Source organism: Scandinavium sp. (assembly GCF_032012665.1).
Taxonomy (GTDB): domain Bacteria; phylum Pseudomonadota; class Gammaproteobacteria; order Enterobacterales; family Enterobacteriaceae; genus Scandinavium.
The window spans coordinates 215,056-229,901 of sequence record NZ_DALZVG010000002.1; the positions used below are offsets into that span (position 1 = coordinate 215,056).

Consider the following 14,846-nt stretch of genomic DNA (forward strand, 5'->3'; position numbering starts at 1 on the left):
TCCCCTTACAGCGACGCCTGGACAGCTTGCCGAAATGAACAGTAATACCGCATTGAAAATATAGGGTTTTTGGCGTGGAGCCATGCAGAAACCTCTTTTCTGCTGTCCGTTTGGCCGCGTCGATTTGTTTAACCGTGAGCATCCGGGCATAAATCTGTGGTCATCTTTAACTATGCCCACAATATGCCCGCAAAATTCTGTGTAATCGCTGGCGCTGGATGCGGGTTGCCACTGGCAGGGGAGCTTCACGGCGCTGGGCGAAGGTCTACAGAAGGCGCTCAGGGAATTGGGCGGCATGTTCGGTGGAGAAAGCGCTGATTTGTTGCAGCACCGCCAACAACCTCTGCATATCCGCGATAACGTCGTTTCAGCCATGCAATACCGGGAGGCGAGGGCCTCCCGGTATTGCTCTTATACCCTGACTGGCACACAACCGCAGTATCGATCAATCGATCATTAACTGATCGGTATAATTCCACCTGGAAAGGGAATTAACGCGTTTAATTCTCCCGAATCGCCTTCGCCGTCTGCTGTAAAAGCTTATAGCTTTCATATCGTCCCTGATGCGTCTGGCGGTACATCTCCTGCGGCTCAAATTGCCTATCCATTGTTGTCATCTGCGACATTGCTTCACTGACGGTCGCAGCAACATTTCCCGCAACGGCCCCGAGGATAGCTGAGCCTAACAATACGGGTTCGCTACACTGGGTAGCGATGACCGGCAGATCGCAGGCGTCCGCCAGCAGTTGACGTACCAGTGGATGCTGGCCTGCGCCACCGCTGATAACAATCTTCTCGGTTTTAACCCCTTCATGACGTTGAGCATCGACGATCTGCCGTAGACCGTAACCAATCCCGCACAGCCCTGCGATGTAGAGTGCGATCAAATTGTCCAAATCATTTTCCATTCCCAGACCTGCAATGACCGCCCGGGAATGGGGATCGGCAAAGGGGGCGCGGTTGCCTAAAAACTCCGGCACCACGTGTATTCCGCGGGCCAGAGCTATTGTGCGGGAAGGCTCGGTGACTTTCGCCAGCGCGAGATCCGCGAGATAAACGGGTAACGGTACATTAAGGGCCTCTGCCTGTTTGCGTGTTTCAGCGGCAGCAGGATGGAAAGAGATCAGTTGATCAATCGCCGCACCCGCTGCGCTCTGACCTCCTTCACTCAGCCACATGCCTGGCACCATAGCTGAATAGTAAGGCCCCCACACACCGGGAATATAAACGGGGTTTTCCGTAGAGGTCATTGTGCAGGCGGAAGTGCCAAACACCCAGGCAAGATTGTGCAGCGCACCTTTATCCACTCCTACTGTGCCGATACCGCCAGCATGGGCGTCAATCATCCCCACGGCGACAGGTGTACCGACAGGCAATCCCAGCTCATCTGCCACGCTGGGGCTAAGTCCTTCGCCGCAAGGGGTTCCTGGCTCAACGATTTGCTGACCAATGCGCACGAAATCTTCATCCGCCAGTTCGTTAAGGCCGATGGTTCGAAAATAGTCGGCATCCCAACGCTTTTCGTGCGCCAGATAGGTCCATTTGCAAGTTACGGTACAGGTTGAACGGGCGAGATCGCCCGTGGCGCGCCAGGTGAGGAAGTCTGCCAGGTCAAAAAACTGCCAGGCATTGTCATAGACTTCCCGGCGATTTTCCTTCAGCCAAAGGAGCTTTGGCGTTTCCATTTCCGGAGATATTTTGCCGCCAATATATTTCAGTACCGGGTGCGCTGTGGCGTTAATGCGCTCGGCCTGCCCGGTGGCGCGGTGATCCATCCAGACGATGATATTGCGATCGGGATGGTTAGCGTCACTGACCGGTAGCGGCTCGCCGTTTTGCCCCAGCACCACCAGAGAACAGGTGGCATCAAAACCAATTCCTTTTACGCTGGTTGCCGGGACGTCTGCCGCACTCACCGCTTCACGAATACTTTCACACACCGCTTGCCAGATTTCGCCGCTGGATTGCTCGACTTTGCTCCCTGTACTGCGATGCAGTGTGATTGGACGCGACGCGTGCGCCAGTAGATGACCTTCATGGTCGAATATACCGGCGCGGACGCTGCCTGAACCAACATCCACACCTATCAGGGTACTTTGTGTTTCACTTTTCATATTGTTATCCATTATCCCTGGATCACAGATCGACGCTGTTTGGCAGGATGACTAAATCACGCACGGTGACATTCTTGCTACGTGTCACCATAAACAGAACCGACTCCGCGACTTCAATCGGCTGCATCAGGCTACCGTTAGCCAGTGCTTCTTCCATTTTCTCTTTTGGCCAATCGTCGAGCAGGGCGGTGACCACCGGGCCTGGCAGTACTGCCCCCACACGTACGCCATACTGTGCAACCTGGCGACGGGTTGAATGAACGAATGCCTGTACAGCAAACTTGGATGCGGTATAGATAGGTTCCCAGATGACCGGCACCACGCCCGCGATAGAGCTGGTGAATATGATATCCCCGGACTTCTGGGCGATCAGGTGAGGCAGTACCGCTCGCACACTGCGAAAAGCGGCATTGATGTTAAGGTGAAGCACGCGGTCCCAGACATCAGGATCGCCTTCCGCCACTGGGCCGCCAATATAGGCGCCTGCGTTAGCATGGAAGATATCCAGACGCCCGGCCTTTTCCAGGATCCCCTCGAGGATATTATCGACCTGCTGCGGCTGCATCAGATCCACCACCAGGGCAAAGGCGTTTTCACCCATTTCCGCAATCAGCCTCTCAAGCTTTTCACCGTCGCGGTCGATCAGCACAACCTTTGCGCCTGCTGCCAGCAGCGTTCTGGCGCATTCCAGCCCAATGCCGGAGGCGGCACCGGTAATGGCTGCTACTTTGCCGTTCAGTGCGCAATTCTTGGAGGGTAATGTGTTTTTCATTTTATAATCCTTGTCAGCCAGGCAGATTATTGGGATGCAATGTAAATTGCTCAATCGATAGAGCAGATTTAGCACCAGATGAAATGTGCGGCAAGCCCGATAAAAAATGGAGATAGAAATTTGTGATACGCACCAGGAAAACGAAGAAAATAACGATTTACGACCTGGCAGAACTGACCGGGGTTTCGGCGAGTGCGGTGAGCGCTATTCTTAACGGTAACTGGAAGAAGCGCCGCATTAGCGCGAAGCTGGCAGAGAAGGTCACCCAGGTGGCTCAGGAGCAGGGCTACGCGGTTAATCGCCAGGCCAGCCTGCTGCGCAAAGATAAATCCCGCGTGATTGGCATGATTGTGCCGAAATACGATAACCGCTACTTTGGCTCCATCGTCGAAAAATTTGAAGAGATGGCGCGTGAGCGCGGCCTGTTCCCGATTATCACCTGTACCCGCCGCGACCCGCAGCTGGAGCTGGAAGCGGTGCGCACCATGCTCTCCTGGCAGGTTGAATGGGTGATTGCGACCGGGGCGACGCGGCCTGATGAAATCTCTGAGCTGTGTTCGCAGGCGGGCGTTCACACGCTGAATCTCGACCTGCCGGGCACGCTCGCGCCTTCGGTTATCTCCGATAACTATGCCGGAGCAAAGGCGTTGACCGAACGTATTTTGCTCAACGCCGAGAAGCGCTTTGGCAAGAAGGTCGCGCTGACGTTTATTGGGGGCAGGCGCAACGACCACAACACCCGGGAGCGTCTGCGCGGCTTCCGGGATGCGCATCAGGCGGCGGGCCTTGTCGTGTCAGCGAAAAACACCTTTGTTGATGGCTACTCGCCAAAGCATGTTCAGGCGAGCCTGGCAGATTTTACGCCGCCGGAAGATGGTGTGTATGGCCTGTTTGTCAATTCGACCATTTCACTGGAAGGAGTGGTGCAGTGGTTGTCTGCCCGTGGGCAAACTGGTACGCAGCAGCCGCCGATGGGCTGCTTTGACTGGGATCCGTTTGTGCCGCTGTTAGGCCACGATATCGATATGGTGCGTCAGGACGTCCCGGCGATGCTGGAAGCGGCGTTTTCAATTATCGATTCTGGTGATGCCAAAATTCAGTGCATCGAAATCCCGCCCACGCTCACCATCGGCAGCCCGCTTTAGCGGGTCAGCAGCCATCGGGCGGTGTGTTCATCGGTCACCAGGCCGTTAATCCACTTGCCCTTAAGCGCCGAGAAAATCACCCTGCGCTTGTCCTCGCCGCAGGCGGCAGCAATGCGCGGACACGGGCTGCGGCGGATATCATAGCTGGTGATCAGATCGTTGATATCGCTCTCTACCACGTCGCCGCTGGCATCAATAAAGCGGCCCAGAATCTCCCCGATGGCCCCCTGCCGGGTCAGCGTTTCCAGCTGTTCGAGGGTGATGAAACCGTCTTTAAAGATTGGGCTGTCCTGCGTCAGCGCGCCGATGCCGACGAAAATAACGTCCGAATCCAGCGCGACGTCGGAGACGTTGCTAAAGAGGCGGTTCGAACACCACATCTGATGTTCCAGCGACGTCTGCGCATAGCGCGGGGCAGGCCACTGATAATAATTGGCCTGGATTTTACTCGCCAGCAACAGCGGCACATCATCGTAGTAGTTACATTTCCCGTCCGCGTTCATGGCGCTGATTAATGCCACACAGCGGGTATTGACGCTGTCGAAATCAATCCGCCGGATGGTCTTTTTCAGCGTTAAGCCTGAGCCTACACCGACCACCTTATCCTCATCGCTATGAAGATATTTCTTCATCAGCTGATAGCAGCCGAAGGAGACGCTGTCGAGCGTCATGTCATGGGTAAAAGCAGGAACGACGCTGCACTCGATAAGATCGTATTTCTCTTTCAGCATTTGCGCGTAGTTCAGGCAACTGGCCACCGGGTGGTTAAGACCGATGGAAACGATGCCTTCTTCTTTTGCCGCCGCCAGCAGGCGCTGTACAACTGGCCGCGAGGTCCCGAGCTGGGTGGCTATCTCGCTCTGGTTCTGTCCGGCAATGTAGTACATCCACGCGGCGCGCACTTTCTGATCCAACCGGATATCGTCTTCAGTTATCAATTTTTTCAGCACCTTAGAGGGGGGAGCGGAAAGTTTATTCCTGTTGTGATACCCGCATTCTGTCGTGTGCAGACCAGGCAGGCAACACTAATTTATTTTTTATTGGTCATTTGAAATATTTAAGATCATTTGCTCTTTTGTGATTTAACGCTCTTAATTTGAAGAAATGTTCAATTACATTTAGTTCACAAATCTGAATGGAGAGCTACGTCATGACTACGAATACCTGGTTACATATTGGTCTGGGATCTTTTCACCGTGCGCACCAGGCCTGGTACCTGCACCGTTTGATTGCGCAGGGCGATACTCGCTGGCACATCGCCGCCGGGAATATTCGCAATGATGCGGAACATGTCGTCGCCGCCCTGACGGCGCAGAAGGGCCGCTACATGCTGGAAACGGTCAGCCCGGAAGGGGAACGGACCTATGAAGAGATCACCTCCATTCAGAAACTGCTGCCATGGCAGGCTGACCTGCAGCCGCTGATTTCAGAAGGGGCGAAGCCGGAAACCAAAGTCATCGCGTTCACCGTGACGGAAGGGGGTTACTATCTGAACACCTCCCACAGGCTGGAGGTGGAAAATGTCGATCTGGCCTGTGACCTGAAGGGCGGCAACAAAACAATTTATGGCGTTATTACCCGTATCCTTGAACAGCGCATGGCCAACGGCGCGGGACCTTTGACCTTGCTTAACTGCGATAACGTGCGCCACAACGGTGAGCGTTTCCACGACGGGCTGGTTGAGTTTCTCGAACTCTCCGGCAAGCAGCCCGTCATCGCGTGGCTGGCAGCCAATGCGACCTGCCCGAACACGATGGTGGACCGCATTACTCCTCGTCCGGCGACGGATCTGCCCGCGCGCATCAAAGCGCAGACCGGCGTTGACGATAACGCTCCGGTGATGGGTGAAACCTTTATTCAGTGGGTCGTTGAGGACAATTTCCGCGACGTTCGCCCGAATCTTGAGGCCGTTGGCGTGGAGATGGTTGAGTCGGTTATCCCTTACGAAGAGGCGAAAATCCGTATCCTGAACGCTTCCCATAGCTGCATCGCCTGGGCGGGCACGCTGATGGGGAGGACGTTTATCCATGAAAGCACTTTAACGGACGCCATCTACGCCATGGCCGACCGCTACGTCACCGAAGATGTGATCCCAAGCCTGGGCGATAACGGCATCGACCTGCCGACCTACCGCGATGTGGTTCTGAAGCGTTTCACCAATCCCTATATCGAAGATACCAATCAGCGCGTGGCGGCGGATGGCTTCTCAAAAATCCCAGCCATGATGACTCCGACGATGATCGAATGCTATCAGCGCGGCACCGTACCGCACGCGACCGCCATGCTGCCAGCACTTTTCTTTGTCTTCATGGAGCAGTGGCACAAGGGCCAGCTGCCGTATGAATACCAGGACGGTATCCTGGACGCCAATGCGGTGCACGCGATGTTCAACGCTGAAGATCCCGTGGCGTTTTACGCCGGTGACAAAGCGCTGTTCGGGGAATTAGCGCTGCGGGAAGATTTCACCGCGCTGCTGAGAGAAAAAATTCAGGCTGTTTACTCGCTGATCCGTTGAGGAATACATCATGTACTTAGGCATCGATCTCGGCACCTCAGAAGTAAAAGCGCTGGTCATTGACGAAAACGGTGACATCGTGGCCAGCCACAGCGCGCCGCTGACCATTCAGCGGCGACATCCGCACTGGTCAGAACAAAGCCCGCAGGCCTGGTGGGAGGCTACCGACTACCTGATGAGCACGCTGAAAGAGAAATGTGAACAGCACTGGGCGGCAATTAAAGCCGTTGGCCTCTCCGGGCAAATGCACGGTGCGGTGCTGCTGGATGGGGCAGACAATGTGATCCGCCCGGCCATTCTGTGGAACGACACCCGCAGCTCGCAGGAGTGTGTAGAGCTGGAGGAAATGGCCCCGGAGCTGCACACGGTGGCCGGGAACCTCGCTATGCCGGGTTTCACTGCACCGAAGCTGCTGTGGGTACGCAGGCATGAGCCAGAAAACTTCAAACGTATCGACACGGTTTTGCTGCCGAAGGATTACCTGCGGCTACGGATGACGGGGAAAAAAATCTCTGACATGTCCGACGCGGCGGGGACGCTCTGGCTGGACGTAGCGCGCCGCGATTGGTCAGACAGCCTGCTTGCTAAGTGCGGTCTGTCCAGGCACAACATGCCAGCGCTGGTTGAAGGCTGTGATGTCTCAGCCACGCTTGCTCCTGAAATCGCTGCGCGCTGGGGACTTAACCCGTCGGTGGTGGTGGCCGGTGGTGGTGGGGACAACGCGGTCAGCGCCATAGGCGTGGGGGCGGTTAATCCAGGGGATGCGTTTATTTCTCTGGGTACCTCCGGCGTGCTGTTTGTGGTTAACGACGCCTGTCGCCCGGCACCGGCCTCCGCAGTGCATGCGTTTTGCCATGTGCTGCCCAATCGCTGGCATCAGATGAGCGTCATGCTGAGTGCCGCCAGCTGCCTGCAATGGTTCTGTCGGCTGGTTGGTGTGACCGAAACGGCGCTGCTTGAGGAAGTCGCGCAGCTGAGCGAGCAGGAAAAGGCGGGGGCACCGATGTTCCTGCCGTATCTCTCCGGGGAACGTACGCCTCATAACGATCCGAATGCGAAAGGCATTTTCCACGGGCTAACGCATGCCAGCAGCCGCGCGAACATGGGGTATGCGGTGCTGGAAGGCGTGAGCTTCGGTCTTGCAGATGGGCTGCGGGTGTTGCAGGAAAGCGGTACGCACATTGGACAGTGTTCGTTGGTTGGCGGTGGTGCCCGGAGTGCATTGTGGGCGCAGCTTCTGGCTGACGTGCTCAATATTCCAATTGTCACCCACAAGGGCGGCGAAACCGGGGGCGCGCTCGGGGCGGCCCGTCTGGCCTGCCTGGCGGCGGGTAAAGATTTGGCATCGATTTGCAGGAAACCTGAAATATACCAGAGCTGGTCACCGCGGGCTCAGCAGCATGCCGCACTGATGAAACGTTACGCGCACTTTACTTCGCTCTACCTGAACGATCTGAATTATAGAACCTTCTGATTTTAATAATAAAAGTGACCCGGCTGCGGCCGGGCTTACCCTGTACAAAAGAAACGAGGTCACTATGTCCGTTGCGAATAAACAATGGTTTGGATTACCGCTTCACCTGCTGTGGGGCTATATCGCTATCGCCGTTTTCATGACCGGTGACGGTTTTGAGTTGGCGTTCCTCTCCCACTACATCAAAGAGTTAGGCTTTTCGCCCGCACAGGCGTCGTTTGCCTTTACGCTCTATGGCCTCGCTGCCGCGCTGTCCGCCTGGGTTTCCGGAGTGATTGCCGAAATTATTACGCCGCAGAAAACCATGTTTATCGGTTTTGTGCTGTGGTGTGTGTTCCACGTGTTGTTCCTGATCTTCGGTCTGGGGCACGCTAACTACGCGCTGATCCTGCTGTTCTACGGCATTCGCGGTTTTGCCTATCCGCTGTTCCTCTATTCCTTCATCGTGGTAATTATCCATAACGTGAAGAGCGAAAACGCCAGCTCCGCGTTGGGCTGGTACTGGGCGGTCTATTCGATTGGTATTGGCGTGGCGGGCAGCTACATTCCGAGCTTTACCATTCCACTGGTGGGTGAACTGGGTACGCTTTGGATGGCGCTGGCTTTCTGCCTGACGGGCGGAGTGATTGCGATGATCTCCCTGCGTAACGTGCATACCCCAACGCACATGCATAATCTCACCACCAAAGAGAAACTCAACGAGCTGAGCCGGGCGATTACGCTGCTCTATACCAACCGTAGCATTATGTATTCGAGCATGGTGCGCATTATCAACACCCTGTCGCTGTTCGGCTTTGCGGTAATCATGCCGCTGATGTTCGTCGATGAGCTTGGCTTCAGCACCTCTGAGTGGCTCCAGGTGTGGGCGGTATTCTTCTTTACGACCATTTTCTCGAATATCTTCTGGGGCATAGTGGCTGAAAAAATGGGGTGGATGCGCGTCGTCCGCTGGTTCGGCTGTATCGGTATGGCCCTTTCAAGCCTGGCGTTCTACTACGTGCCGCAGTATTTCGGGCATAACTTTGCCATGGCGCTACTTCCGGCTATTTCACTGGGGATTTTCGTCGCGGCTTTCGTGCCGATGGCAGCCGTTTTCCCGGCGCTCGAACCGCATCACAAAGGGGCCGCGATTTCTGTCTACAACCTCTCTGCGGGCCTGTCGAACTTCCTGGCTCCGGCGATTGCGGTAGTGCTGCTGCCGTACTTCAGCACCATCGGCGTAGTGATTGCCTACACCGCGCTCTATATCATCGCCTTCTTCCTTTGCCACTTTATCCATGTCGAACAGCCCGGCTTTGAAAGTTGTGCGGTTAAAACTGACAAAGTGATGGTGCGGGCATCTTAAGATGGGCACGGCTGGCGAATCCTGCCAGCCGCTAACAAGCAGGAACAGCGATGAGCATAAAAGCGGTTATTTTTGATATGGACGGCGTCATTATCGATTCGGAAGATTTCTGGCAGCGCGCCCAAATCGAGGTGCTGGCAAAACAGGGAATCGCCATAACGGCTGAGGAGTGCGAAAGTGCTACCAAAGGAAAGCGGATTGATGATATCGCAAGGCTATGGTGTGAAAGATACTCGCTGAACATTTCCTCACGGCAGGTCGAAGTGCAGATTGTCGCACGGGTTTGCGACGCCATTCGCAGGGAGGGAGTGGCAATGAGCGGGCTGGATCAGGCATTACGCAGTTTCCGTGCCGCAGGATACCGTCTGGCGCTGGCGACGTCCTCCTGTAAACAGGTCATTGAAGTGGTGTTTGACCGACTGAAGCTGTGGCGCTGGTTTGACGTGGTGTGCAGCGCGGATGAGGAGCCTTTCGGCAAGCCTCATCCCGCTGTTTATCATAAGGTGATGCTTAAGCTTGGGCTGGAGGCCGGGGAGTGCAGAGTCATTGAGGACAGTCTGAGTGGTTTTACCGCCGCCCGGCGGGCGAATATCGAAACCTTCGTGGTGGCCGCTGATTACCAGGACGCAAAATTTGCGGAAGCGCTCGGGCGCTATCCAACGCTTGATGAACTTATTGATGCTTTGCAGCCAGCGTTTGCCTGACGTTTTCACAATCAGGGCGGCGCAGAAACTATCCCGGGGAAGTAAACGGTCTTTTTGACCCCGGTTTCTGCGCTTCCCCTCTTTGCTGAATTCAGGCGCGGCCGTGACTCACCCGCGAGCGTCTCGCCATAGAATCCACAATGACTGCAATGGCCAGCACGCCGCCGGTGATCATATAGCGTAACGACGACGGCAGATTGAGCAGCGTCAGCCCGTTGGAAATACACTGAATCACGATGATGCCGAGCAGAGCAGAGTATGCGCTGCCGCGTCCGCCAAACAAGCTGGTGCCGCCGATCACTGCCGCTGCGATAGCGTTGAGATTCACATCCCCGGTCCCTGCCTGCTGGCTGGCAGAAGCCAGACGTGAAGCGGCAAGGATCCCGCCTGTTGTGGCCAACATGGAACAAATCATAAACGCACTGATATAAATACGGCGTACATTAATGCCGGAGCGGCGTGCAGCTTCGCGATTGCCTCCTACCGCAAACATTGAGCGGCCCCATTTTGTGCGTTTCAGGGCATAGTTCAGCACGACGACGACGAGGATAAACAGCCCAAAGACCCACGGCACACCGCGACCCATATTGAGATAAAACACCATAAACCCGAACACGGCAGTCATAAAAATGCTGCGCGCCCAAAGTGAACTGAGAGGTTCGCAGGAGAGGTTGGCCTGAGTCCGTCGCGTGCGGGTGCGTAACCCCTGGACCAGCATCAACACCCCCGGTAGCAACGCAAACAGATGTGCCAGCCAGCCTGGCATCACCAACACCTGGCCGAAGCGGACCAGCGGGGAAACGTAGGGCAGGTTAATACTTCCCGACGGGCCGAGAATATAGAGCTGCATACCGAGCAGCGCCAGCAGGCCGGCCAGGGTAGCCACAAAGCTAGGCATCCCTAAGCGGCTGTATAGCTGGGCGTAGAGCAGGCCCACGGCGGCGCCTACTGCCAGCGCGACGGCTATCGCGCCAATAACGGGCCAGCCCTGGTTCACCCACAGCACGCCGATAATGGCCGAGGCCAGGCCGCTCATCGACCCGACGGAAAGGTCAATCTCACCCAGCAGCAGCACACAGACGATACCCAGTGAGATAAAGCCCACCGTGGCACAGTCGAAAAGCATATTGACGAGGTTATTCGGTGCCAGATAAATCGGGTTAAGCACGGTAAAGACGATAGAGATAATTATCAGCCCGAGGACCACGGGTATCATCCCAAGGTCGCCTGTTTTTATGCGGGTGATATACGCGCGCAGTAGGCCGGAGATGCTGTCCTGGTGGCTGACACGCTCGTCGCTACGGTCTAGCCTGGTTTCAGGCGTCAGCGGTTTATTGGTGGTTGTGGTCATGGCTCAGCTCACTCCCGTCGTATGTTCATGCGTTTTTCTTTCCACCCGGCGCGACACGGCGTTCTCCGTCGCACCGGTAATGGCGGCAACCAGATCCTGGTTGGTGGCTTCGGGTGTGAAAATGCCTTTATTGCGGCCCAGACGCAGAACAACGATTCTGTCGGCAACGGCCCGCACGTCTTCCATATTGTGGCTGATGATAATCACGCCCAGCCCGCGCTCGCGTACCCGTTCAATCAGGTTCAGCACTTCTGCAGTCTGTGCCACGCCGAGAGCGGCCGTGGGTTCATCAAGCATGATAATTTTGGGATGGAGCAGCAGCGAGCGGGCGATGGCGACAGTCTGTCGCTGTCCGCCAGAAAGGGAGGCCACCGGTTCGCGCACGGAAGGAATGCGGGCAGCCAGCTCTTTGAGCAGCGTCCATGCCTGCACCTCCATGGTCACTTCGTCGAGCTGCCAGGCCGACAGCTCGTGACCCAGAAACAGGTTCGCTACCACGTCCAGATTTTCGCACAGCGCCAAATCCTGAAAAACAGTGGAAATTCCATGCTCCAGCGCCTTTCCTGGGCTATCGAGGGTGATTTCCTTACCCTCAAATTCAATAGTGCCGGAAGTGGGCTGATGCACGCCCGCCAGCACTTTAACCAGCGTCGATTTACCCGCGCCGTTATCGCCGACCAGTGCCACAACCTCACCCGCATAAACGTCGAGATCAATATCCGTCAGGGCGGAAACGGCGCCAAAATTTTTAGAGATTTTCCTTAGCTGAAGAAGCGGGCTATCCATGCGCGGAGCGAGGCTATTGTTGATTAACATAGTAAAAACCTTCTTATCGTCGGTGCGTCTGCAAACGCACCGGCTGCGACTTAGTTGAGGATCCCTAATTTCTGGCAGGCCTGCTGGTACTCTCCGGTACAGACCTGTTGCGGTGTCTGGATTTTCTTATCAAAAATTTCCGCTTTGATATTTTTGGCGGTAATCACCGCCGGAACAAAGAGCTGTGACGGTGTGTTGTAGAGAGTGGAGGTGGCCTTAGGCTTTTGACCATTGATCAGCTGCACTGCAACCTTGGCGGCAGCTGCGGCAACGATTTCCGACGGTTTAGAGATGGTGTTGTACTGATCCCCGGCGATAATCAACTGTAATGCAGCGATAGTTGCATCGTTGCCCGTTACCGGAGGAATTGGCTGTACGCCGCCGGATTTAAAGGCGGCGATCGCCCCACCACCGGTTCCGTCGTTCGCTGCGACGACGCCCTTAATTTTATCGCCGAAGCGGGTTATCTGACCGGCAGCCCACTCTTGCGCTTTTGGCGGTGCCCATTCCGGGGTGTCGAATTCAGCTAACGTTTTGTAACCGGACTCCTTTAGCCCGCGGTGGATACCGTCGCGAATCAGGCCCGCTGCGGCATCGGTCGGTGAGCCGTTAATCTGTAGTACGCCAGCGCCAGCGGGCACATTTGTCGCCTTCAGTTGTTCAACCAGTGAGGTGGATATTGCGTAGCCGATGCCTTCGTTATCAAAGGAGAGATAAAAATCGGCTGGCTTGTCGGGGATTGGGCGGTCGTAAGCCACCACTTTCACGTCTTGTGAGTGGGCAATTTCCACGAGGCCTGCCGCGGCGGAGGAGTCAACCGGATCCAGTACAATCACCTTCGCACCCTGGGCAATGGCGGAGTTGAACTGCTGCTGTTGCAAAGAGGCGCTGGCGTTGGCGTTTTGGTAGATAACCTTGCACTGCTGACAGAGCCGGGTCAGCTCCGCTTTAAAGCCGGGAAAATCATGTTGCTCATAACGGGTGGATGCCTGATCTGGCATCAGAAAAGCAATGGTAGCCGCTTCCTGCGCCTGCGCCATGTTACTGAAACCTATTGCCGCCATAAGCGATGCTTTGAATACCGTAGGGTAACGCATAGTTCTGATCCTCAGTGACTCGAATAAGATGACCACCTCGCGATTAATTCACTGAGGCAGTGGTTTTGTTTAACATCTGGAATCCAGAATTCAGCTTTTCATTATCATTGCAGCTACATTTGCTCAATCGGTGAAGCAAGAATTGACGCTCCTGATTCAGGTTGTCAAGAAAGGGCAGAAAAGCGATGCAGATTTTGTGACTGAGTGCAGATAGGCAGGGAGGAGAGCAGCCTCCGTTAACGCACGGAGGTATGAAATCATTCAGGAGTCATGGATATTAAATGACGACGTTGCTGGCACACTTCCGGGAGTGGCGGCGGCTTCTGTCGCGATGTAATTATAGTACGCAGGGCCGACTGGCATTGTTCTGGCTGTGACAGCGAGTATCACGGCGAACGGTTCTGCCGGAGAATATTTGCTGAGTTGTCAGGAGATGGCATGCTGAAGCCCCGGCAGTTATCAACTGGGAATATGATTTCTCACCTCACAAAATAAAGAAAAAAATGTCTCCTCACCCCGATAAAATAGAGTAATACCGTCAATTACGATAAAAATACCTGAAAATCGTGACGCGGTTTATATTCAGTCGTCATATGTCATGAAATACGATAGAGTGTCTTAATAACTGATTACGGGTATCTATATGATGCCTTGACCGTCAGAATATGATTGAAATAAACAGGAAACTCTTTCCTTCTGGCCTATCTTATCCGCAGCAATGTAAATCATGAAAATTTATACTGAAAATTATTTTTTAAAAATCGGCCTTCAGACATTACTGGAGAATAATACTGACGACAATATAAGCAATATGAACGTACTTGATCTGGAGGGTAACCTGCTTGCCTTCATTACCAGCTATCAGATCCAAAATTATAAAGCAGAGAGTTTTATGGATCCGCTACATTCCTATATCAGTCTTTGTAATGGCGTCATGACAGCAGAACAGTTATACCGCTATATTACTCAACATACCTCGACCCCTTTCATATCCAGAAAACCCTTGTCCCTTACTGTTAAGGAAATAAATCTGACAAACAGGCTGCTCGCTGGCTACTCTGTACACAACGTTGCAGAACATTTTCAGATCAAACTTAAAACCGTGTACGGGAAAAAAGCACAGGTAGAAAATAAACTGGGTGTACGCAACCTTTCGCAGCTCGCCATGCGCCTTACCCTCTGGGAAAGGAAGCTCAATTTACTGACTGGCAGTATGTGCTCCTCTGATGCACAACGGGGGGCACCGAGTCCTTCACAGGCAGCCAATAATGTCGTTTTGCGCCAGCGGCGTGGTTACGCACAACATATCCCATGCGAGTGAGTTTCAGGAGCGTATAGCGTGCGCTATAAATATCAAGCCCGCACGAATCTGCTATTTCCCGGGAGCGTACCCCGTCACCGTTCGTTTCTGCTGCACGGGTAATAAGATATTGCAGTACGGCCTGATCCTTAAGACTGAGAGAGTGGGTATTCATAATAAAATCACCTGTCTAATGTGGAAAACTGAGCGCGA

12 protein-coding genes and 1 pseudogene are annotated in these 14,846 nt (G+C 54.5%); 6 read left to right on the forward strand and 7 right to left on the reverse strand.

All coding sequences use genetic code 11. The annotated features are described in order from the left end of the window. Positions 1-500: 500 nt before the first annotated feature. Both RTU33_RS02925 and RTU33_RS02930 read right to left on the reverse strand, forming a co-directional pair. Positions 501-2,114, reverse strand: a complete 1,614-nt coding sequence (locus RTU33_RS02925; protein ID WP_312625165.1) for an FGGY-family carbohydrate kinase — start codon at positions 2,112-2,114, stop codon at positions 501-503. A 22-nt stretch (positions 2,115-2,136) separates the two neighbouring features. Next, on the reverse strand, positions 2,137-2,886 hold the full coding sequence (locus RTU33_RS02930) for an SDR family oxidoreductase (protein ID WP_312625167.1): 750 nt from the start codon (positions 2,884-2,886) through the stop codon (positions 2,137-2,139). A gap of 122 nt (positions 2,887-3,008) precedes the next feature. Between RTU33_RS02930 and RTU33_RS02935 the strand changes: the two genes are divergently transcribed. After that, positions 3,009-4,031, forward strand: coding sequence for a substrate-binding domain-containing protein (locus RTU33_RS02935; protein WP_312625169.1), 1,023 nt, complete (start codon positions 3,009-3,011; stop codon positions 4,029-4,031). Here the strand turns inward: RTU33_RS02935 and RTU33_RS02940 are convergent. Continuing rightward, positions 4,028-4,969 (reverse strand): sugar-binding transcriptional regulator, encoded by a 942-nt coding sequence (locus tag RTU33_RS02940; RefSeq protein ID WP_312625171.1) that lies wholly within the window; start codon positions 4,967-4,969, stop codon positions 4,028-4,030. The two genes, RTU33_RS02935 and RTU33_RS02940, sit on opposite strands and share 4 nt — an antisense overlap. Before the next feature lie 212 nt (positions 4,970-5,181). Here RTU33_RS02940 and dalD point away from each other — a divergent pair, with 212 nt between their 5' ends. The 4 genes from dalD to RTU33_RS02960 all read left to right on the forward strand — a co-directional run bounded on the left by dalD (position 5,182) and on the right by RTU33_RS02960 (position 10,069). Further along, positions 5,182-6,546 (forward strand): D-arabinitol 4-dehydrogenase, encoded by a 1,365-nt coding sequence (gene dalD / locus RTU33_RS02945; RefSeq protein ID WP_312625173.1) that lies wholly within the window; start codon positions 5,182-5,184, stop codon positions 6,544-6,546. Positions 6,547-6,556: 10 nt separating this feature from the next. Next, positions 6,557-8,020 (forward strand): xylulokinase, encoded by a 1,464-nt coding sequence (xylB, locus tag RTU33_RS02950; protein ID WP_312625174.1) that lies wholly within the window; start codon positions 6,557-6,559, stop codon positions 8,018-8,020. 64 nt (positions 8,021-8,084) lie between these two features. Next, positions 8,085-9,365: an RbtT/DalT/CsbX family MFS transporter gene (locus RTU33_RS02955; RefSeq protein ID WP_312625175.1), complete on the forward strand. Its 1,281-nt coding sequence runs from the start codon at positions 8,085-8,087 to the stop codon at positions 9,363-9,365. Between the two features lie 50 nt (positions 9,366-9,415). After that, entirely contained in the window at positions 9,416-10,069 is a 654-nt protein-coding gene (locus tag RTU33_RS02960) for an HAD-IA family hydrolase (RefSeq protein ID WP_312625177.1), read from the forward strand. A gap of 91 nt (positions 10,070-10,160) precedes the next feature. Here RTU33_RS02960 and RTU33_RS02965 read toward each other — a convergent pair whose 3' ends face one another. The 3 genes from RTU33_RS02965 to RTU33_RS02975 form a co-directional block, all read right to left on the reverse strand. Then, entirely contained in the window at positions 10,161-11,420 is a 1,260-nt protein-coding gene (locus tag RTU33_RS02965; RefSeq protein ID WP_312625179.1) for an ABC transporter permease subunit, read from the reverse strand. A 3-nt stretch (positions 11,421-11,423) separates the two neighbouring features. Beyond that, entirely contained in the window at positions 11,424-12,206 is a 783-nt protein-coding gene (locus RTU33_RS02970) for an ATP-binding cassette domain-containing protein (RefSeq protein ID WP_409438219.1), read from the reverse strand. 80 nt (positions 12,207-12,286) lie between these two features. Then, on the reverse strand, positions 12,287-13,300 hold the full coding sequence (locus tag RTU33_RS02975) for a sugar ABC transporter substrate-binding protein (RefSeq protein ID WP_409438220.1): 1,014 nt from the start codon (positions 13,298-13,300) through the stop codon (positions 12,287-12,289). A 760-nt stretch (positions 13,301-14,060) separates the two neighbouring features. Here RTU33_RS02975 and RTU33_RS02980 point away from each other — a divergent pair. Further along, positions 14,061-14,654, forward strand: a complete 594-nt coding sequence (locus tag RTU33_RS02980) for a LuxR C-terminal-related transcriptional regulator (protein ID WP_312625182.1) — start codon at positions 14,061-14,063, stop codon at positions 14,652-14,654. A 1-nt stretch (position 14,655) separates the two neighbouring features. Here the strand turns inward: RTU33_RS02980 and RTU33_RS21835 are convergent. Then, positions 14,656-14,808 (reverse strand): annotated as a pseudogene (locus RTU33_RS21835) (FaeA/PapI family transcriptional regulator); the annotation flags it as partial. Positions 14,809-14,846: the final 38 nt, after the last annotated feature.

Excerpts from the sequence above, each read along its gene's own strand:
- RTU33_RS02980 (WP_312625182.1), top strand. The coding sequence starts at position 14,061 with ATGAAAATTTATACTGAAAATTATTTTTTAAAAATCGGCCTTCAGACA.
- RTU33_RS02930 (WP_312625167.1), bottom strand. The coding sequence starts at position 2,886 with ATGAAAAACACATTACCCTCCAAGAATTGCGCACTGAACGGCAAAGTA.
- dalD (WP_312625173.1), top strand. The coding sequence starts at position 5,182 with ATGACTACGAATACCTGGTTACATATTGGTCTGGGATCTTTTCACCGT.
- RTU33_RS02975 (WP_409438220.1), bottom strand. The coding sequence starts at position 13,300 with ATGGCGGCAATAGGTTTCAGTAACATGGCGCAGGCGCAGGAAGCGGCT.
- xylB (WP_312625174.1), top strand. The coding sequence starts at position 6,557 with ATGTACTTAGGCATCGATCTCGGCACCTCAGAAGTAAAAGCGCTGGTC.
- RTU33_RS02925 (WP_312625165.1), bottom strand. The coding sequence starts at position 2,114 with ATGAAAAGTGAAACACAAAGTACCCTGATAGGTGTGGATGTTGGTTCA.
- RTU33_RS02955 (WP_312625175.1), top strand. The coding sequence starts at position 8,085 with ATGTCCGTTGCGAATAAACAATGGTTTGGATTACCGCTTCACCTGCTG.
- RTU33_RS02965 (WP_312625179.1), bottom strand. The coding sequence starts at position 11,420 with ATGACCACAACCACCAATAAACCGCTGACGCCTGAAACCAGGCTAGAC.
- RTU33_RS02970 (WP_409438219.1), bottom strand. The coding sequence starts at position 12,206 with ATGGATAGCCCGCTTCTTCAGCTAAGGAAAATCTCTAAAAATTTTGGC.
- RTU33_RS02960 (WP_312625177.1), top strand. The coding sequence starts at position 9,416 with ATGAGCATAAAAGCGGTTATTTTTGATATGGACGGCGTCATTATCGAT.